The organism is Affinirhizobium lemnae, assembly GCF_022968395.1.
GTDB lineage: Bacteria > Pseudomonadota > Alphaproteobacteria > Rhizobiales > Rhizobiaceae > Neorhizobium > Neorhizobium lemnae.
In genome coordinates this window covers 1-18,715 of record NZ_JALJQZ010000060.1, presented here as the reverse complement: position 1 = coordinate 18,715, position 18,715 = coordinate 1, and the positions used below count along the sequence as shown (strand labels likewise).

Here is an 18,715-nt window from a genome sequence, read left to right as displayed (position 1 = left end):
GCTCTTCATGCGCGAGAACTGGCTGTCGAACCGCATCTTCAGGTCCTACGACGACATCGTTGCCCACTGCTTTGACGCTTGGCCGAAGCTCCAAAGCCAGCCATGGGGCATCATGTCCATAGGGCGAAGAGAATGGGCAAATGGGTTCTGATCAGTGGCGAGCCGTATTACTCTATCGTCAATCTCCAAAATCAGCTTTACGCTGCTTTTGGAATTTAAATTCCAAAATTATCACAACGACATAAGAGAGGTAGGCGCCAAACCGGAACCAACGAGATCAAGCGGAGTTAAAACTCCCTTTTCGATCGAATAGGCGCGATCAACGTAACTGAGCAATCTATCACTATGTGTAACAAATATTTTAGCGCCTGGCGTTTTACACAATGCTTCCAGCAGCTCTATTTCAGTTTGCCTGTCGAGATTGGCGGTTATTTCGTCGAACAGCATGAGGCGAGGTCTACGGCAGATAATCCTTGCTGCCAGAAGACGGCGTCTCTGGCCCGTCGATAGAAGCGAGCTGTTCTGAGAAACGAGTGTTGCCAGTCCCTGTGGCAGGGCTTCGATCTCACGTTCAAGACCTACCATGGCCAATGCGGTTTCGATCCTCTCACGGGAAACTTCCGGATCGAATAAGCTAACGTTTTCGGCAATTGTTGCGGCAAACAGAGCATCCTCAGCAAAGACAGCCCCGATATTGTTGCGATATTCCGCGAGCCCGAAATTCATGAGCGGTTGGCCATCAATGAAAACGCCTCCACTCGTAGCCGGAGAAACGCTGGCAATAACCTTGAGGATAGAGGATTTGCCCGAGCCGGATTCACCGACAATGGCGATCCTTTCGTTTTTTTCGACATTGATCGAGAAATTGGCCTTTAATATAACGGGACGCTCGTCTTGCCCGAAAGAGATGGAAAGGTCCCTCACATCCACGGTGCGACGAATGGCTTTGCGGATTACAGCTGTCTTTGCGGGAACCTCCGGCTGATGCTGAATGACATCTTCAAGTCGGCGTACATGGGAGGAAATGACCGTCAGATGCATCAGATTGGTGGTGAACGTATCCGCCATCTGAAAGAATGAGCTGCGCAGGGCAAAGAATGCGTAGAGCATGCCGATGGTCATCTGGCTCTGCAAAACGGCGGCTACGCCAGCATATAAGGTTACGATTGTGCCCATAACAACAAGCAGGTGTACGGCAAGCTGGGTATCGATCTGTACTCGCCGTGAGACGAAATCGCGCCCGGCGTAGCGCGCGAGCTTGTCGAACCAGCGGCGTTCAAATCGATCTGACAGGTTATGTGCCTTGAGAGACGGCATGCGGTTTAGCCCATCCAGCAACACGCCAACCTCCTCGCCTTTGGCGTTCAGCGATTCAGTTGTAGCTTCTCGGGTGCGCTGCATGAAGAGCGTTCGAACACCAATCGCCAGAGCAAGGGTTGCCAGGACCATAAAGGTCATGTCCGTGGAATAGTAAAACATCAGAGCAACGGAAAGTACGGATACGCCGGCCTCCGCAAAGGAACGGATTAAACCTTCCGAGGCAAATGCCTTCACATTATCGACCGAACTCAGACGGGTTACAAAATCACCGGCATGTCGTGCCTCAAAATAGCTGAGCGGCAGCCGGAAGCCATGGCTGACAACGGCGCGCGAGAATTGCAGCTGCATGCCGATCGAGCTTCGAAGAATAATGGTGTCCCGCAGCCACACGCCGATACCTTCCAGAAGGAGAAGCGTCAGCAGCCCGATGGTCAGAATGCCGAGCAGATCCACATCTGCCTGCGGCAGGACGAAATCCAGAGAAATCTGTAGCAGGATGGGTGTCGAAAGAGCAAGAACACCAAGAGCAACCGAGAGGACAAAGACCTTCCAGAAGATCTGCTTGTAACCGGTTGTCGAACGGATGATCTTCCACAAGGTCAGTTCATCGCCTTTCGAGGTAATCTTTTCGAATTCTCGATTTGACTGGAACTCCATTGCGACGCCAGAAAAATGCTTCGCAAAATCATCTCGCCTGAAGACCCGTCGGCCGACAGCCGGATCGTGAATGATGAATTTGTCCCTGCGGATCGCCTCCAGAACCACGTAGTGACGCCCTTCCCAGTGAAGGATCGACGGCAGTTGAAGACCAGACATCTCGTCGATATTCTGGACGCCAAGCCCCCGTGCCGTGAGACCGAACTGGCTGGAGAGATGATAGAGTTCGGCAAGAGACATGCCGCCGCGATTGATCTGGTGCAGTGACCGCATATAGGGCAGATCGACATTATGGCCGTGTGCATTGGCAATCATGGCCAGACACGCCAGACCGCATTCCTGCTGCTCACTCTGCAACAGGGTGTGAACCCGCAGCTTGTCCGAAAAAAATGGAACCGTCATGTTCTGCCCCTGAGTGCCAGGATGGGGTCGAGAACCCAATCGATCAACCGGCGTTTTTCGACGATAACATCCGCTGAAAGCGTGGACCCGATAAGAATCGAGCGTTGTTGTCCGTAGGCGAGGATCGTGCGGTCCTCGGGCTCTACTTCAATAAGATACTTGGATTGCGGTGGCGTTGCCTTGGCAGCCTGCGCCAGGGCGGGGTTCAGCATGGCCATTTGCTGATCATCCTCCTTCGGCAGGCTGACCGGTTGGGCACTGATGGAGATAACATGACCGTATTTCACGCCGAAAGTCTTAAAGGGGAACGCATCGTACTTCAGCACCACCCGCTGTCCAACACTCACGAGACCCATGGTTTTGGAAGGCGCTTGTAGGCCAATGATGAAGGGGGCTTCCGGTTCTCCGATTGCAGCGATGGTATCGCCGCTTTTCACCGAAGATCCTTCGCGCACATTGACCGCCACAACCTCTCCATCCCGCGCGGCCAGAATATCGGTGGCAATCGCGCTTCGGGCTCTCTCCATTTTTGCGGTCAGTTCCGTGGCAAGGCGGTCCAGTTCAGCCAGTTGGTTGCTGCTGGCGGCATTGTTGAGTGCCACCGTGCGCCGCCGTTCTAGCGAGGTCGCGGCCAACTGAGACCGTTGTAGGCGAACTGAGGCCAGTTGCTGCATGTAATCCTGGCGGATACGCTCCTGCGTTGCGAGCGTTTCGCGCGTCGAGTAACCCTTCTTCACATAATCGCGGAGCTTCGAGACAATTTCATCCTGAGCGGCAAGGGCTTTCGTCAGCTCTTCTTCCTGTAATCCGAGGTTTGCAAGCAGCTCCTTCTGGGTCCGATCGAATTTGCTTACGTCTTCGCCGTCGCGCTGCATCCGAGCACGCATTTCAGCACTCTGATGGCGGACGTTGAGCAACTGGTCGTTCAAGGAGCGAAGCTCGGTTTGCGAAAGAGGCGTGGATCCTGTGGCGGTCTGCTGGGGTAGGATTGTCAGAAGTTTTTCTCCGGCCTTGACCTGTTGCCCCTGTTCGACCCAGACTTTTGAAACGGTGCCTTCGACGACGGATGTAATTGTTTGCCCGCCGCGCGTTCCCAGCACAATGCCGCGCATAGTTTCCTGTTTCGAGAATGTTCCGACCCAGAGGCCAATAACGATGACGCTGGCAAGACACCCGAAAAATATCGCCATCATCGATGACGCCGTGTCGCGGCGCAATTCAATTGTCGTCGAAAGATCATGAAGCCCGGATACTTCGAAATGCGACATCGCCGTCTGCGGTCGGGGCGCCTTTCGCCGTCGAATGGATCGGGGCCAGAGATCACGCAGCGGATTCATTCTGCCTGCCTTCCGGTGCTATGTTATGGGAAGCTTCTGTGCGGGGTGATTCCTTGACGAAGAACTCATCCAGACGCGTCCACATGTGCCATTGCGGCGGATCCAGATTAATAAACTGCTCCATCTGTCTGCTTAGCGCTGCCGCAAGCATGCTTCGGTCCACTTCGGAATTCTGCCAAACCTCGAAAGGCTGGCCGAACAGAATCCGGTCTCCTGAAACACTGGACAAGGTGGTCATTGGCACGACGACCGCATTCAGCATTCGCGCCATGGCATCAAGCCCCATTGCAATCCGTGCCGGGTAGTGGAAGAGAGATACCTCGGACGGATTGCCATAACTTGCCGGCAGATCGATCATGGACACGACCACCGCCCCCTTGCGGGCAAACCGCATGGCATCCATGAACTCGCTCTCATTCTTGGTGTTCAGGATGAAAATTTCGCTGGCAATTTCGCCGAGGCGATTCATGGCAATGTTATTTTGTAATCGGTCTTCTCTTGCGCGGAGGATCAGAAGCCTCCGCCCCCGAAAAAACTTCCAGAGCACGAAACTAATGGCGATGGGGAACACGCCCATATGCATCGATGCCAGAATAACGTTACCACCGCCGTCAGCCAATTGCTTGATCATGCGGTCATCGGGCAATCGAATGAAATCAGCGTCCTTAACGAGTTGCTGCTTGGTACGACGCACGCTGGCGAGCCATTCGAGAATTTGCAGCAGATCGTGAAAATCATGCTCAAGGGAAAGTCGGCGTGCCTCTGCCGAGCCCACACGCAGATATCGCTCAAGCCTAGGCTCCAACCCAAAGCCCGCATCGGGGCGCCGCGGCAGGCTCAGTCTCCAACCGATACGCAGCAATCTGCGCCGCACGGGCAAAGGATACGACGCAAGCGCAAGCAGAAGTTTTCCGCCGGGTACCGCACCGACTGCCTCCTGCAATCCGCTCCAGGTTCCGTCGGATATCGCCGGTACATTATATTGTTCCTGCGGCTCGTCTGATGGTCCAGCGGAGGCGGCAGGGGCGGCTTTCCTGCCGCGGGTGCCGTTCATCCACCTGTTTCCCAGCATTGCATTCCATCCTTGCATCTTCAGTCGGGTTCGACGTTCATCAGAAATTGACGGCATCGAGGCCGATATCGTTAAGGTCCAGAATGCCCATGGTCGCAAGCAGGCGAAACGCAGAAACCGATCGCACATAGTGCGCATCCGCCAGAGCAAGAGCGGCCTGCACCGTCATTTGTTGGGCATCCAGCAGGTCGGACACGGTGCGCTCGCCCGCTTCAATTTCCATTCGCATGGCGGCGACGGCTGCTTTGGCCCGCACTTGCTGGCGCTGAATGTCTTGCAGCTGTGCGTTTGCCGACTTGAACAACTCGAATTGCTTGCGCGCTTCCATTCCAAGTGCAAGCGTCGCATCCTGGCGATCCCAGCGCCGTTGAAGCGCCTGCGTTCGTGCAATATCTGCCGTAGGACCTATTGTGGGATCAAAGATGGGAACTGTTGCTCGCACCAGGATTGCTGAGTTATCGACCCTGTTTATTTGCGGAGTGGTGTCGAAGGCGCGAGAATATCTTCCAACGAGGCTGACTGTCGGCAAGTATCTTCCCGCGGCTGCACGAGCCTTGTACTCTGCTTCTCGCTCAAGATGATACGCCATTTGCACTTGTGGGTTCTGTGCCTGAGCCCGTTCGGCAGCCTGTTGAGCTGAAGTCGGCAGCTTACGGGTCGGCACCTCAATGTGCACCCGTTTTCCAAGACGTGAGCCGGAAAATTGCACATACGACAGCTCGGCGGTTTGCAGGCTGGCGATTGCCTGTTTTTGCGCGGCGAGAGCGCGCTGCAATTCCGATGCAGCCAATTCCGATTGGGAAAGGGTGACGACCCGATCGGTAAGCAACCGTTTGGCAAGCGAGCTTGCTTCCTGACGTTTTTCCACTGCGGCATTATAGGCTGCAAGCATGGCGCGCGCACGAATAACGTCGAGTAGTTTCTCCGCCTTTTCGAGGTAGAGGCGTTGGCGTGTATCCAGAGACGCGTAAAGTGCATAAGAAACGCCTTCGCGCGCAGCCCGAAGATTGTTGATGTTTTGGAAGCCGTCAAACAGCTTCCATGAAACTTCCAATCCCGCGGTGGATGGATCCCTCTTTGCATAAGTGCCCGGATTATCCACCGTGATGTCGGGCGAATATTCAATCCGGCCGCCCAATATCCCTTCCCCAGCCATATTTACCTTTGGCAGGAAATCTGCCGTGGCGAGGCGAAGCTGCGCATCGGCCAGCGTTCGCAGTGCTGAATCTTGATTGAGCCTCAGCTGAAACTGGGAAAAATCTGATCTTTCTTCCTGTCCTCTAGCCGAAAAAGTTGTAAATAAAATGCAAGCAAAAGCTGCGCAAAAACGCGCTGCTATCATAAGTAAAGCCGTCTTTTGCTTGGCGCGCATAATGCCTTTAGCTCTCTTGCCCAACGGGCCTGCCAACCAGGAGGTCCAGATTTGCAATTTAAAAACCCTTGTTTTCAGTGGCTTAATCTGTGGTCAGCAGATGGGTTCAATCGCAGCTATGTCTACCTGTTAATTTACTAAAATTGTGCCTATTAATAGTTAATAAATTTTATACGTTACGAATATTGCATTTAAGTTGCTTCATTTTTGGAATTCGTAATAATGAAATTGCTAAATCAAGAGGTTTAGTAAGTATCACATTAGGAGTAGTGACGATGCAGGAATTGAAGTTGGAAGAACTGAAGAAGCGCGGTGGCGGTGTTGGTCCTTGCGGTTCCGACAAGGGCAACGGCGGCTCGAACGACAGCGGTTGCAAGGGCTCCAGCAACGGCGCCAAGACCAGCTGAGCCACGCATCCACCAAGTCGCCAGAGGTGTCCTGCACCTCTGGTACAATTCTAAGCAGTTGATGCACTGGCAATGAGGCGGCCTCGCTATAGGGAGTAGCTGAAATGAGCATGGATATCTTCTACAAGCTCCGGGAAATACTTGTCGAAAAGGCAGGAAAGGAACGTTCTGAAATCCAGTTCGACACAAAGCTCGAGGAGCTTGGAATTGACTCCTTCGATTTCATTGAGTTTGTCTTCTTTGTAGAAGATGCTTTCGGAATCCAGCTCGACATCAATTACAATGATGTAGGCGGACGCTTACAGACGATGGGGGATGTTGCGAAGGCTGTCGAAGGTTACGTCAATGCCAAAGCCTCCAGCCAATCGGTAGCGGATCAACTCCCATGCGCCAAGTCAGCGTAACAGGCCTTGGCGTCGTCTGCTCAAGCGGCACTGATACACACAGCTTCTGGAACAATATTGTTGCGGGCAACGCTCAAATTCTTGCTCCCCGCTGCATGCCCGACAGCCGATTGCGCGTTGCGGAACTTCGAGATGACGGTTTTCTCGAACATTTGCCCGTCAAAGCGCCGGCGCTGGATAGAAGCGCCCAGTTTGCGGTGAGAGCGGCCGGAGAAGCTATGGAAATGGCTGGCCTTCTACCCCACACGTTTGAGCCCTCGCGCGTTGCCGTGATCATGGGGAACGGTGGTGCAGGACTCACTACGCTAGATGAACAGTTCCGTCGTCTTTATCAGGAAGGACAGCTTCGCTGCCATCCGCTTTCTATTGCGAAATCCATGTCCAGCTCTTCTGCAAGCTGGGTGTCCATCGCATTTGGTTTACGCGGCCCCACCTTCGTCGTTGCCAGTGCCTGCGCTTCAGGCGCACATGCCATCGGTCTTGGCGCACAGCTTGTGCAGTCTGGAATCGTAGACATTGCAGTTGTTGGCGGTTGCGAGGCGCCGTTGAATGAAGGCACCATTCGCGCTTGGGATAGCATGCGAATTCTGGCGCCCGATGCGTGCCGTCCCTTTTCCAAAGGCCGTCTGGGGCTGATTCTAGGCGAAGGCGCCGGAGTTCTGGTTCTTGAAGCTGATCGTCATGCTAGGGCTCGCGGTGCAAAAAGTTATGCAACCCTCGCGGGTTTTGCTTGCTCCGCGGATGCAATGGATATGTTTAATCCTTCAATCGAAGGTATGTCTCAAGTCATGCGGGATTCATTGGCTCAGGCCGGGCTCGCACCTGCTGACATCCAGTATATCAACGCACACGGAACCGGTACACTCGCTAATGACGTGGCGGAAGCCAATGCAGTACGCGCCGTATTCGGCAACAGTCCCCCGCCGCTGAGCAGCACAAAAAGTGTAACGGGACATGGATTGGGCGCATCGGGCGGCATTGAGGCAGTTGCGACAATATTGGCCATGCATAATCAATTTCTTCCACCGACGGCAAATTTTATCGAGGCCGATGCGGACTGTAGCATCGATTGCGTGCCAAATGTGGGGCGCGCGGCCGTCATTCAGTCCGGTCTGAGCAATTCTTTTGCCTTTGGCGGGCTTAACGCATCCCTCGTTTTCACTTCCTAAAACTGAATTGCCCAACGCTACGGAGATGTGCGCGGATGGAGTTTCAAAACAGGAAAGAGCCCAGTCTGTCCGAAATCGATGTTGCTCATCATCTGCATCCCTTTGCCAATACCAAAGAATATCGCGAGCAGGGCGTCCGCGTGATTACCGGCGGTGACGGAGTTTATGTAATTGATTCCAGCGGACGACGTTATCTCGATGCCTTCGCTGGCCTATGGTGTGTGAATGTGGGGTATGGACGGCGCGAAATTGCGGATGCAGTTCATGCGCAAATGATCTCGCTTGCCTATTACAACACGTTCTTCGGCACGACCACAGAGCCGACGGCGAGGCTGGCAGAGCGCATTGTAAAGCTTGCTGGTCCCGATATGTCGCATGTGTTTTTTACCAATTCCGGTTCCGAAGCCAACGATACTTGGCTTCGAATGGCGCGCTTGTATTGGACAAGCAAAGGCATGCCGAACAGGAAAATTGTCATCTCGCGCCAAAATTCTTACCACGGTTCCACAATAGCCGGTGCCAGCCTTGGCGGAATGCGCCATATGCATGAACAGGGCGATCTTCCTATTCCTGGTATTGTGCATATTGGCCAACCCTATTGGTACGCAGAAGGCGGTGGTCTGATGCCGGATCAATTCGGAATTCTTCGCGCACGCGAACTGGAAGAAAAAATCCTTGAGCTGGGGCCGGAAAATGTTGCTGCTTTTGTTGCAGAACCTGTGCAGGGGACGGGCGGCGTCATTGTTCCACCCGAAACCTATTGGCCTGAAATCCTTCGGATCTGTCGTAAATACGACATTCTGCTAGCTGTTGACGAGGTGATTACCGGTTTTGGGCGGACAGGCAGCTGGTTTGGGTATCAGCATTATGGTCTTAGGCCAGATTTTTGTAGTGTGGCAAAAGGCCTATCCTCTGGTTATCAACCAATTGCAGCGGTCATCGTTTCTGGCCGGGTTGCCGATGCTATGGCCCATGAGGGAGGTGTGTTCCAGCACGGCTTTACCTATTCCGGGCATCCATGCGCAGCTGCAGCTGCGCTTGCTAATCTCAATATACTGGAACGTGAAGATCTGGTTGGAAAGATACAAAGAGATCTAGGGCCCTATTTCGCAAAGGCCTTGCATAGCCTCAATGATCTCGCAATTGTCGGCGAGACGCAGGCAATTGGACTTCTCGGATCTGTGCAGCTTGTTCTCGACAAGAATAAGCGCCTGCGCTTTAGTAAGCCCTCTGATATTGGCATGATTGTCAGAAACTTTTGCATGGAGCGTGACCTGATTGTCAGAGCAAGCCAAGACCGCATTCTACTTGCCCCTGCTTTTGTCATCACCCATGAACAGATCGATACGATCATTGCAACTCTCAGAGCAGTGCTCATCGAGATCGTAGCCGCACTTTCCTAGAGCCCGATGGATAAAGAATTGAGTGAAATCAGCTGGCGCAATTCCCTTGGGCTACAGCATGTGGTAGCTGAAAGTGTGCAGCGGTTTTGCGGCAGCGATGTGCGATAAAACAAAGAGTTAATACGTCTGGAGCGAATGTGAAAAATCGCGGCACGCTTCAGATAAGCCCCCCTCGCAGAATTTGACCCATAGGCTTTCCCAAATGCGATGAATCAGAATCTCGGGTGCGAACCGGAGGTTTCCCACGGAAGGAGCGATTTCATTGCTGTCGGATTTTGATGCTAAAGGTCTTCGACGTCTGATGCGCCAAGTCAATGATGCGGTTCAGGCGCGCCGTCTTTTTGCACTTGCCGCGCTCTGTGGTGGAGGATCACGCTCGGATGCTACACGGCTGGCAACGTCACGCGTCAGATCGTGCGCGACCGGGTCATGCGGTTCAACAGCGTGGTCCTGAAGGCTGATCCACGGCTAGGCAACGGGAAGCCTTTTCTGCGGAACGATGAACAGCGAACGGCTTTGCGCAAGCCGTCGAGCGCGAATCGACGCCTTATCTTGATGGCGTCTGTGTGCTCTGGCTTTCCAACCGCGTCTTCAAATCTTGTGATGATATTGTCGCTCACTACTGCGACGCATTGCGAAAGCTCGTAAGCCAGACATGGCGCATCATGTCCATCGGACGCAGAGAATGGGCAAATGGTTTCTGATCAGTGAGAACGCGTATTGCAAGACCTGTTGACGCCATTTTATATGCCTGGAAATCTTAAAGTTAATAGTTAATCGATTTGTAATTTTTGTTACTTCAGAATTCATGTATAATCTCTAAAAAAGGGGATATTCATGAATAATCAGTTGTATAACATTCAGGCCTTAAGGGCTATTTCTGCTATACTAGTGGCATACTATCATGTTCAACCCATGATAAATTCAGCATACAACACAGATTATTCAATTAATTTCGGTGCAGTCGGCGTTGATATATTCTTTGTAATATCTGGATTTATTATGTACTATAGTGCATACGGGAAAGCAAATATATGCAGTTTTTTGATAGGACGCTTTTTTCGTATCGTGCCTCTCTATTGGCTATCCACATTAATTCTCGTATTTTTCTTCATGGTCGGTTTTCGCCCCAATGGGCTTCACTTTCTAGATGCCGACACGATATGGAAATCGTTACTATTCATTAAGACCACCTTTCCCGATGGAAGGGTTGATCTCATACTGTCCTTGGGTTGGACGCTGATTTATGAAATATTTTTTTACGTTGTATTTTCTCTGACGTCCGTCTTTAAATCAGCAGAAAGATCATTATTGGCGCTCTTTTTCTTCTTCTCTATCCTAATTTTTTTCGGTCCCTATACTTCTCCGACCCACCCACAGATCAAGGACTTCTTTGATCCGATTATGTTTGAATTCCTATATGGGGGGGTCATAGCAACCTGTATTAAGAATTTTCAAGGACGGATCTCAGGAATAGGAGTGGTGGGAAAGATTCGCATTTCTGGCATGCTGGCGCTTAGTGTGGCTGCTCTAGTCATACTAGAGGTATTGGGTCTGCAAACTCCGCAAGAGTGGCGCGTGCTGACATGGGGGCTTCTAGCTGCCGCGATCGTCGGATGCCTAGTTCTGCTTGAACTATCGGGCTGGCGCATTTCTAATGGCTTTATATTACTTATCGGAAATGCAAGTTATTCTCTTTACTTGTTTCACCCAATCATTATGCAAGGTTCTATAAAGATTTTACACAAATATGCATTGTCAAATCCAATGCTTGAAATAATTACTATTTTTCTTTCCTTAATTGCCGCGATTTTATCTTCTATCATGATTTATTTATACATAGAAAAATATTTTATAAGGATCAGCAAAAATTTCTCTAAGCGTAATATATGTGCCAGGATGAACTCTGTTTAGATGGCGCTTCCGTGTAGAATTTTGGTCCATGGTGTTTCCCTCCGTACGAAGGAAAAACAGTGCACCATAAAATGCCGGGGTTGAACATCTCCCGGCAACCCATCAGTTCGCCTTTTGAGATGCGTTCAGGCAAATATCGGCTGGATCTCTATCAGTTTCCTGTCGCCGCTATCTCCTGACTCTACGATATCGAAGACGGCATTTAGCATGCCCGCGACATCCTGCCTGGCCATCTCAATTTCGTGACCCATCAATGCGACGAACGGGTCCCAGTCGAAACATCCAATGACCGGCTGGCTATCGATGCCCATCGGTGATGATTTGAGCCAGCGCATGACACCTTCAAGCGAGATCGTCGAATTGACGAACAATCCCGCAGGCACGCTGCCTTCCGACGTTACCAGTGCGTTCAAGGCGTCGGCTGCCTTTTCCGGAGCATAGCCACAGGCGAGAATATGATGCTCTTCAATGGTGACGCCCAGATCCTGATGCGCTGTGCGAAAACCGCGAATTCGTTCGGCCGTATTGTGGTCAGCGCCGCGACCGCCGATGAAGAGAAGAGGAAGAAGAGCGCCCTTTTTTCGCTGAAGATTTAGCAGAGTACGGCGTGTCAGTTCGCGCGCCCCGCCGAAATTGTCTGAGATGATCGAGGTTGCCTTGGAGCCCGGAAGATCAAGGTTCAGGCTGCGGGCCCCACCCGCAAGGCAAAGATCGGTAATGCGATCCGGATCTGTTGCGCCGGTCGAGATCAACCATTCGACCTGATAGGACAGCATTGTCCGGGCGGCTTCCACCTCGAGTTCAGGATTACGCAGCGTGCAGGTTATGATGGGGAACAATCCCCGCTCGCGCGCCATGATCTCGAAGGTTTCGACGATGGAGCCAAAGTACCGATTGTCATATTTCGGGACCAGCATGCCGATAATGCGTGACTTGTCACGACGCAGCAGGCTGGCCTGCATATTGACGGCATAGCCCTGCTCCTCGGCGATTTTCGTGATCTTGTCTGCAAGCTGACTGCTGATGCGCCGCTTTTTCCAATTGCCGTTCAGTACGGCACTGACAGCGCTCGCGGATGTGCCCGCAAGCTCGGCGAGATCGTAGATGGTCGTTTTTTTCTGCGGGCGTTGGTGATTCACGAATTCCTCCTGTGAGAGGCAGCTTGACATTAAACGGAGAAAGTGGCAATTCTTGCTTCATCGATTGAGCAGTGCAGCTCAATCGATGATACAGGTTGACTGTGGAGGGTTGACCGGGAGGCGTTCACTCAATGCCCAAACTCGTCGTCGCCGTATCGCAGGGTGATGACGCGTGAATCGTGCTCGCTTTGGTTGGATGCACGATGTGCGTTGAGAGTGGAGATCCGGGCTGGTCTTTCGAAGCAGTCCCTTGTCCATTCAAGGAGGAGAAGATCTATGAAAATTGGTTCCATGCTGCTCGCGACTGCCGGATTGATGACGCTGCTTGCCGGTCCTGTCTTGGCGCAGGAAGGCTCGACGGTCGCCTTTCTGATGCCTGACCAGGCGTCCACGCGCTACGAGAAGCACGACTATCCCGGTTTCAAGGCCGAGATGGCCAAGTTGTGCGCATCCTGCAAGGTCATTTACCAGAACGCGAATGCCGATGCTGCGCTTCAGCAGCAGCAGTTCAACTCGGTTATCGCCCAGGGTGCGAAAGTCGTGGTTCTCGATCCGGTCGATTCAGCGGCTGCCGCTGCGCTTGTGGAAATTGCGCAGTCCCAGGGCGTGAAGGTTATCGCCTACGACCGCCCGATCCCGGACAAGGCCGCTGACTATTATGTATCCTTCGACAACGAAGGCATTGGTCACGCCATTGCCAAGTCCCTGGTCGACCAGTTGAAGGCAACAGGTGTACCGGCCGGTTCCGGCGTGCTGCAAATCAACGGCTCTCCGACAGATGCCGCCGCTGGCCTGATCCGGGATGGTATCCACCGCGGACTAAAAGATTCCGGTTACAAGACGCTGGCGGAGTTCGATACGCCGGAATGGGCGCCGCCGAAGGCACAGGAATGGGCGGCTGGCCAGATCACCCGGTTCGGAGCGCAGATAAAGGGCGTCGTAGCGGCAAATGATGGCACCGGCGGTGGTGCAATCGCAGCCTTCAAGGCAGCAGGTGTCAACCCTGTGCCTCCGGTCACAGGCAATGATGCCACGATCGCAGCCCTTCAATTGATCATTTCTGGTGACCAGTACAACACCATTTCGAAGCCGTCCGAAATCGTGGCTGCTGCCGCTGCAAATGTGGCCGTGAAACTGCTGAAGGGCGAGAAGCCGGAAGCCAAGACCACGCTTTACAAAACGCCGTCCCAGCTCTTCGTTCCCGCAGTCGTCACTGCGAAGAACATCAAGGCGGAAATCTTCGACAAGGGTATCCAGAAGCCTGAAGAAATCTGCACGGGCGAATATGCTGCCGGCTGCAAGAAGCTCGGTATTCTCCAGTAGCATCCTCCCCGGAACACCCGGTCCGGAGCCTTCCGGGCCGGGTGCCGTCACGTCACAACAAAGAGCACTTCGTCATGCAACGAAATGACATTGGCCTACCGGCACCAGGCACGACCATCCTCAAGTTAAGCAACGTGTCGAAGAATTTTGGCGCGGTCTCGGCGCTGACGGACATAGAACTTGAGGTGAAGGCGGGGGAGGTTGTCGCCCTTGTCGGCGACAACGGCGCTGGAAAATCCACTCTGATCAAGGTTCTGGCCGGTGTTCACCAGCCTTCGTCCGGTCGCATCCAGTTCTGCGGCAAGGAGGTCAGCCTCGACAGCCCAAGCCGTGCTCTCGAACTTGGAATTGCTACGGTGTTCCAGGATCTGGCGCTGTGCGAAAATCTTGATGTTGTCGCCAATCTTTTCCTCGGTCACGAATTGTCACCCTGGAGTCTCGATGAAGTTGCGATGGAAGTACGCGCCTGGACGCTGCTTCGTGAGCTTGCCGCCCGCATACCGTCCGTGCGCGAGCCGATCGCCTCACTCTCCGGTGGTCAGCGCCAGACGGTTGCCATCGCACGCTCTCTCCTGCTGGATCCGAAGATCATCATGCTCGACGAGCCGACTGCGGCACTCGGCGTCGCCCAGACGGCGGAGGTTCTGAACCTGATCGAACGCGTGCGTGAGCGCGGTCTGGGAGTCATCATCATCAGCCACAACATGGAGGATGTCCGGGCCGTAGCGGACCGGATCGTGGTGTTGCGTCTCGGGCGCAACAATGGGGTCTTTACACCGGATACCTCCAATCAGGAACTGGTCGCTGCCATTACGGGCGCGACGGAGAATGCCGTTTCGCGCCGAGTGGGCCGTAAGGCAGGCGAGCAGGCGGCCAATAGCGGGAACCACGCATGAATACGCAATTGTCTTCCAAGTCCAGGCCCGAACCAGTCCCCGTGGCGCTCGACCGCAGCGATGAGCGCGTCAGTCACGCAGATGGGCTTGCAGGCCTGCTCACGGCCTTCATCGGGCGCGTCCGCTCGGGTGATCTGGGCATGCTACCCGTCGCCGTGGGACTGATCGTCATCTCCACGGTGTTCAGCATTCTCAATCCGATCTTTCTTGCTCCCAATAATCTGGTGAACCTTCTGTTCGATTGCGCAACGGTCGGTATCATTTCGCTTGGCATCGTCTGTGTCTTGATCCTTGGCGAAATCGACCTTTCGGTCGGATCGATGAGCGGGCTTGCCTCGGCAATCATCGGTGTTGTCTGGGTCAATTCAGGCATTCCCTTGCCTCTGGCGATCGGCGCTGCGCTCGTAACAGGCGCTGCTGTCGGTGCGCTCTACGCCATGCTATACAATCGCCTCGGCATGCCGAGTTTTGTGGCGACGCTTGCCGGACTTCTCGCGCTTCTCGGTTTGCAGCTTTACATCCTCGGGCCAACCGGTAGCATCAATCTGCCTTATGCCTCACCGCTTGTTCGATTCGGGCAGATCCTCGTCATGCCACGCTGGCTTTCGCACCTGCTTGCTCTTCTGCCGGGCGCAGTGCTGATCGGCACCGGCCTTGCAATTCGTGCCCGGCGCCAGAGGGTCAACCTGTCTTCCCAGCCGCTCAGCAGCCTTCTTGTCAAGGTCGCGGTCCTGACACTGATCCTCCAGGCTGCCGTCTACTATCTCAATCTCGGTCGTGGCGTGCCGTGGATGTTCGGTCTTTTTGTCCTGCTGGTCATCGTTTTGAACTATGCGCTGACGAGAACGAAATGGGGCCGCTCCATGTTTGCCGTTGGCGGCAATCGTGAAGCGGCCCGACGTTCCGGCATCAATGTCCGCCGCATCTACATGAGCGCCTTCGTCCTGTGTTCGACACTCGCGGCTCTTGGTGGAACGCTGTCCGCCGCGCGCCTTGCCTCTTCGAGCCAACAGGCAGGGACGGGTGATGTCAACCTGAACGCGATTGCAGCTGCGGTCATCGGCGGAACAAGCCTATTCGGGGGACGCGGTAGTGCCTATTCGGCACTTCTGGGGATCATTGTGATCCAGGCCATTTCGAACGGCCTCACACTCCTCAACCTCAGCTCATCGCTTCGCTACATGATTACCGGGGCAGTTCTTGCCATAGCAGTTATCGTGGACTCTCTGGCACGGCGCTCTCGTGTCAGCCACGGACGTGCCTGATCCATAGATTTGGAGGAATGAAGATGACTGATTTGATGAAGGGCAAGGTTGCTGCCGTAACGGGTGCCGCCTCCGGCATCGGGCTTGAGTGCGCTCGCGTGCTGATCTCCGAAGGCGCTACGGTGGTGTTGATCGACCGCGCCGGGGACAAGCTGGATGCCCTCTGCAAGGAGCTTGGCGAACGGGCAAAGCCATTGGTGGTTGATCTCCTGAATGGCGCCGAAGTCTCCGGGATGCTGCCCAAAATCCTGGAACTCGCGGGTCGTCTGGATATCTTTCATGCCAATGCCGGAGCCTATATCGGCGGTCCGGTGGCGGAGGGCGATCCAGACGCCTGGGACCGGATGCTCAATCTCAACATCAACGCGGCGTTCCGCTCGGTGCATGCGGTTCTGCCCCACATGATTGCTCAGAAGTCCGGCGATATTCTTTTCACAAGCTCGATTGCCGGGGTCGTGCCCGTCGTCTGGGAGCCGATCTATACGGCATCGAAGTTTGCGGTTCAGGCCTTCGTGCATTCCACCCGTCGCCAAGTGGCGCCGCATGGTGTGCGTGTAGGAGCGGTGTTGCCCGGTCCTGTTGTCACAGCTCTCCTTGATGATTGGCCGAAAGCCAAGATGGAGGAGGCACTTGCCAACGGCAGTCTGATGCAGCCGCAAGAGGTAGCCGATGCTGTCCTGTTCATGCTGTCGCGACCGCGCAATGTCACGATCCGGGATCTGGTGATCCTTCCCAACAGCGTTGACCTCTGATCAGGCGCTGATCCGACCAAAAACGAGACGCGGTAGCAAGGGCGACAGACCATGAGCGGGCACGAGAATTTGACCCACGAGGCGCAACAATACGTCATTGGCGTCGATGTTGGAACAGGAAGCGCTCGTGCGGGTCTCTTCGATCTCAATGGAAACATGCTTTCCGTTTCCAAGCGAGATATCTCCCTTTTTCGGGATGCCGGTTCGGTGGTCGAGCAATCGAGCACAGAAATCTGGACCGCGGTCTGCGACATTGTCCGTGAGGCCGTGGCCTTGGCGGGCGTCGATCCGGCGCATGTTATCGGGCTTGGCTTCGATGCCACCTGTTCGCTTGTCGTTTTGGGCGAAGGTGGCCGGTCTCTAGCAGTTGGTCCGTCTGATGCGCCCCATCGAGATATCGTGGTCTGGATGGATCATAGGGCTGTAAAGCAGGCAGAGCGCATCAACGAGATGGGCCACGAGGTTCTCAGATATGTCGGTGGACGAATTTCGCCTGAAATGCAGACGCCGAAACTTCTCTGGCTCAAAGAGAACCGTCCCCACATCTTCGATGCTGCGTGGCAGTTTTTCGATCTAGCCGACTTCCTGACCTGGAAGTCTACCGGCGATGTTGCACGGTCAACCTGTACGGTGACTTGCAAGTGGACCTATCTGGCCCATGAGCAGCGATGGGATCCGAGTTATTTCGAGCAAATCGGTCTGGGCGATCTGGCAGAGGATGCTTTCGCCCGGATCGGTCAACGGATCGTCGAGCCCGGAACGCCGCTGGGGCAGGGGCTTCTTCAAGAGGCCGCGGATCTGATGGGCCTTCTTCCGGGAACAGCCGTTGCCGCCGGAATGATCGATGCCCATGCGGGCGGGATAGGGACCGTGGGCGTGGGCGGAAAACCGACGACCAACATGGCCTATGTCTTCGGAACCTCTTCCTGCACCATGACATCCACCGAAGAACCGGTTTTCGTGCCGGGGGTATGGGGTCCTTATTATTCCGCCATGGTTCCGGGCATCTGGCTGAACGAGGGGGGACAGAGTGCGGCGGGCGCGGCGATAGACCAGTTGACCAGCTTCCACCCGGCTGCAGCAGAGGCTGCGCAACTGGCGTCGGCGCAAGGCAAGTCACTCCCCGCGTTTCTGGCGGATCATGCCCTGAAACAGGTGTCCCATCCATCGGATGTCGTCGTGCTGGCAACCGGTTATCATGTCGTGCCCGAGTTTCTCGGAAACCGCGCGCCTTTCGCAGACCCACATGCCCGCGCCATCATCGCCGGCCTGGGTATGGAACGCGATCTTGATAGCCTGGTCGCACTTTACATCGCTGGCCTATGCGGCATCGGCTATGGACTGCGCCAGATCATCGATACACAGGCAGCATCCGGCGCTATCGTGGAACGGGTCGTCATCAGCGGCGGTGCCGGTTCCAATCCCCTGGTTCGCCAGATCCTCGCCGATGCCAGCAGAAAGCCCGTCACGACCATTTCGGCGCAAGAGCCGGTTCTGCTCGGTTCTGCCATCCTCGGCAGCGTTGCTGGCGGCGCGTTTTCCAACGTGCGAGATGCCATGGATGCGCTTTCGCGCGTGGCAGATGAGTATCTGCCCGTCAAGAATGAACTCGAGGAGCGTCACAACAGTCGGTACCAGGCGTTTTTGCGTCTTCAGGAAACTGCGCGCGTCATCCAGTCCAGTTGAGCCAGAGACGATTGAGCTGCCCTGTCCTCTGATCTTGTGCCTCACCCCACGCGAAGAGCGTGCACGAGATTGAGGAACAGCACGGAGCCGAGGTGGGCGACGTCAGCCGCCCACCCTTGATTGTAATCAAAGTAAACCTCCACCTACGGTGGAGGACTGGACGAGTTCTACATCGTAGTGGAGAGACCTCCGGCTTG

15 protein-coding genes and 2 pseudogenes are annotated in these 18,715 nt (G+C 54.5%); 12 read left to right on the top strand and 5 right to left on the bottom strand.

Annotated elements, in window-relative coordinates; translation table 11 throughout:
- Positions 1-151, top strand: a pseudogene (locus MUU53_RS21050) (IS630 family transposase); the annotation flags it as partial.
- An 80-nt stretch (positions 152-231) separates the two neighbouring features.
- Here MUU53_RS21050 and MUU53_RS21045 read toward each other — a convergent pair.
- From MUU53_RS21045 to MUU53_RS21030, 4 genes are read right to left on the bottom strand one after another with little or no spacing between them, the layout of a single operon-like run.
- The gene (locus MUU53_RS21045) at positions 232-2,379 is read right to left on the bottom strand and encodes a peptidase domain-containing ABC transporter (protein WP_247262631.1); all 2,148 of its coding nucleotides are present in this window, start codon (positions 2,377-2,379) and stop codon (positions 232-234) included.
- Positions 2,376-3,647 carry an HlyD family secretion protein gene (locus MUU53_RS21040; protein ID WP_247262630.1) on the bottom strand — a complete coding sequence of 424 codons (1,272 nt, stop codon included), beginning with the start codon at positions 3,645-3,647 and terminating at the stop codon, positions 2,376-2,378. The genes MUU53_RS21045 and MUU53_RS21040 overlap by 4 nt, the downstream gene beginning before the upstream one ends.
- A gap of 52 nt (positions 3,648-3,699) precedes the next feature.
- Complete coding sequence (locus MUU53_RS21035; RefSeq protein ID WP_247262629.1) at positions 3,700-4,770, bottom strand: LpxL/LpxP family acyltransferase; 1,071 nt, start codon at positions 4,768-4,770, stop codon at positions 3,700-3,702.
- 58 nt (positions 4,771-4,828) lie between these two features.
- Positions 4,829-6,160 carry a TolC family protein gene (locus MUU53_RS21030; RefSeq protein WP_247262628.1) on the bottom strand — a complete coding sequence of 444 codons (1,332 nt, stop codon included), beginning with the start codon at positions 6,158-6,160 and terminating at the stop codon, positions 4,829-4,831.
- A gap of 275 nt (positions 6,161-6,435) precedes the next feature.
- Here MUU53_RS21030 and MUU53_RS23260 point away from each other — a divergent pair, with 275 nt between their 5' ends.
- The 6 genes and pseudogenes from MUU53_RS23260 (at position 6,436) to MUU53_RS21000 (ending at position 11,457) form a co-directional block, all read left to right on the top strand.
- Entirely contained in the window at positions 6,436-6,567 is a 132-nt protein-coding gene (locus tag MUU53_RS23260) for a hypothetical protein (protein WP_281435217.1), read from the top strand.
- 104 nt (positions 6,568-6,671) lie between these two features.
- Positions 6,672-6,971 carry an acyl carrier protein gene (locus MUU53_RS21025; protein WP_247262627.1) on the top strand — a complete coding sequence of 100 codons (300 nt, stop codon included), beginning with the start codon at positions 6,672-6,674 and terminating at the stop codon, positions 6,969-6,971.
- Entirely contained in the window at positions 6,953-8,140 is a 1,188-nt protein-coding gene (locus MUU53_RS21020; protein WP_247262626.1) for a beta-ketoacyl-[acyl-carrier-protein] synthase family protein, read from the top strand. The genes MUU53_RS21025 and MUU53_RS21020 overlap by 19 nt, the downstream gene beginning before the upstream one ends.
- A 35-nt stretch (positions 8,141-8,175) precedes the next feature.
- Positions 8,176-9,543 (top strand): aminotransferase, encoded by a 1,368-nt coding sequence (locus MUU53_RS21015; protein WP_247262625.1) that lies wholly within the window; start codon positions 8,176-8,178, stop codon positions 9,541-9,543.
- Between the two features lie 572 nt (positions 9,544-10,115).
- Positions 10,116-10,247 (top strand): annotated as a pseudogene (locus MUU53_RS21005) (IS630 family transposase); the annotation flags it as partial.
- A gap of 133 nt (positions 10,248-10,380) precedes the next feature.
- On the top strand, positions 10,381-11,457 hold the full coding sequence (locus tag MUU53_RS21000) for an acyltransferase family protein (RefSeq protein WP_247262624.1): 1,077 nt from the start codon (positions 10,381-10,383) through the stop codon (positions 11,455-11,457).
- A gap of 125 nt (positions 11,458-11,582) precedes the next feature.
- Here MUU53_RS21000 and MUU53_RS20995 read toward each other — a convergent pair whose 3' ends face one another.
- A complete protein-coding gene (locus tag MUU53_RS20995) occupies positions 11,583-12,596 on the bottom strand; it encodes a LacI family DNA-binding transcriptional regulator (RefSeq protein ID WP_247262623.1) in 1,014 nt (337 codons plus the stop codon).
- A gap of 276 nt (positions 12,597-12,872) precedes the next feature.
- Here MUU53_RS20995 and MUU53_RS20990 point away from each other — a divergent pair, with 276 nt between their 5' ends.
- The 5 genes from MUU53_RS20990 to MUU53_RS20970 all read left to right on the top strand — a co-directional run bounded on the left by MUU53_RS20990 (position 12,873) and on the right by MUU53_RS20970 (position 18,518).
- A complete protein-coding gene (locus tag MUU53_RS20990; RefSeq protein ID WP_247262622.1) occupies positions 12,873-13,919 on the top strand; it encodes an ABC transporter substrate-binding protein in 1,047 nt (348 codons plus the stop codon).
- 74 nt (positions 13,920-13,993) lie between these two features.
- Positions 13,994-14,815: an ATP-binding cassette domain-containing protein gene (locus MUU53_RS20985; protein WP_247262621.1), complete on the top strand. Its 822-nt coding sequence runs from the start codon at positions 13,994-13,996 to the stop codon at positions 14,813-14,815.
- Positions 14,812-16,080 (top strand): sugar ABC transporter permease, encoded by a 1,269-nt coding sequence (locus tag MUU53_RS20980; RefSeq protein ID WP_247262620.1) that lies wholly within the window; start codon positions 14,812-14,814, stop codon positions 16,078-16,080. The genes MUU53_RS20985 and MUU53_RS20980 overlap by 4 nt, the downstream gene beginning before the upstream one ends.
- 23 nt (positions 16,081-16,103) lie before the next feature.
- Positions 16,104-16,832, top strand: a complete 729-nt coding sequence (locus MUU53_RS20975; protein ID WP_247262619.1) for an SDR family oxidoreductase — start codon at positions 16,104-16,106, stop codon at positions 16,830-16,832.
- Positions 16,833-16,883: 51 nt separating this feature from the next.
- On the top strand, positions 16,884-18,518 hold the full coding sequence (locus MUU53_RS20970; RefSeq protein ID WP_247262618.1) for an FGGY-family carbohydrate kinase: 1,635 nt from the start codon (positions 16,884-16,886) through the stop codon (positions 18,516-18,518).
- The last annotated feature ends 197 nt before the right edge of the window (positions 18,519-18,715 follow it).

Bases quoted from the DNA above. Each gene is read 5' to 3' on its own strand.
- MUU53_RS21030 (WP_247262628.1), bottom strand. From the start codon at position 6,160: ATGCGCGCCAAGCAAAAGACGGCTTTACTTATGATAGCAGCGCGTTTT.
- MUU53_RS20975 (WP_247262619.1), top strand. From the start codon at position 16,104: ATGACTGATTTGATGAAGGGCAAGGTTGCTGCCGTAACGGGTGCCGCC.
- MUU53_RS23260 (WP_281435217.1), top strand. From the start codon at position 6,436: ATGCAGGAATTGAAGTTGGAAGAACTGAAGAAGCGCGGTGGCGGTGTT.
- MUU53_RS21025 (WP_247262627.1), top strand. From the start codon at position 6,672: ATGAGCATGGATATCTTCTACAAGCTCCGGGAAATACTTGTCGAAAAG.
- MUU53_RS21040 (WP_247262630.1), bottom strand. From the start codon at position 3,647: ATGTCGCATTTCGAAGTATCCGGGCTTCATGATCTTTCGACGACAATT.
- MUU53_RS20985 (WP_247262621.1), top strand. From the start codon at position 13,994: ATGCAACGAAATGACATTGGCCTACCGGCACCAGGCACGACCATCCTC.
- MUU53_RS20980 (WP_247262620.1), top strand. From the start codon at position 14,812: ATGAATACGCAATTGTCTTCCAAGTCCAGGCCCGAACCAGTCCCCGTG.
- MUU53_RS21020 (WP_247262626.1), top strand. From the start codon at position 6,953: ATGCGCCAAGTCAGCGTAACAGGCCTTGGCGTCGTCTGCTCAAGCGGC.
- MUU53_RS21000 (WP_247262624.1), top strand. From the start codon at position 10,381: ATGAATAATCAGTTGTATAACATTCAGGCCTTAAGGGCTATTTCTGCT.
- MUU53_RS21035 (WP_247262629.1), bottom strand. From the start codon at position 4,770: ATGAACGGCACCCGCGGCAGGAAAGCCGCCCCTGCCGCCTCCGCTGGA.
- MUU53_RS21045 (WP_247262631.1), bottom strand. From the start codon at position 2,379: ATGACGGTTCCATTTTTTTCGGACAAGCTGCGGGTTCACACCCTGTTG.
- MUU53_RS21015 (WP_247262625.1), top strand. From the start codon at position 8,176: ATGGAGTTTCAAAACAGGAAAGAGCCCAGTCTGTCCGAAATCGATGTT.
- MUU53_RS20990 (WP_247262622.1), top strand. From the start codon at position 12,873: ATGAAAATTGGTTCCATGCTGCTCGCGACTGCCGGATTGATGACGCTG.
- MUU53_RS20970 (WP_247262618.1), top strand. From the start codon at position 16,884: ATGAGCGGGCACGAGAATTTGACCCACGAGGCGCAACAATACGTCATT.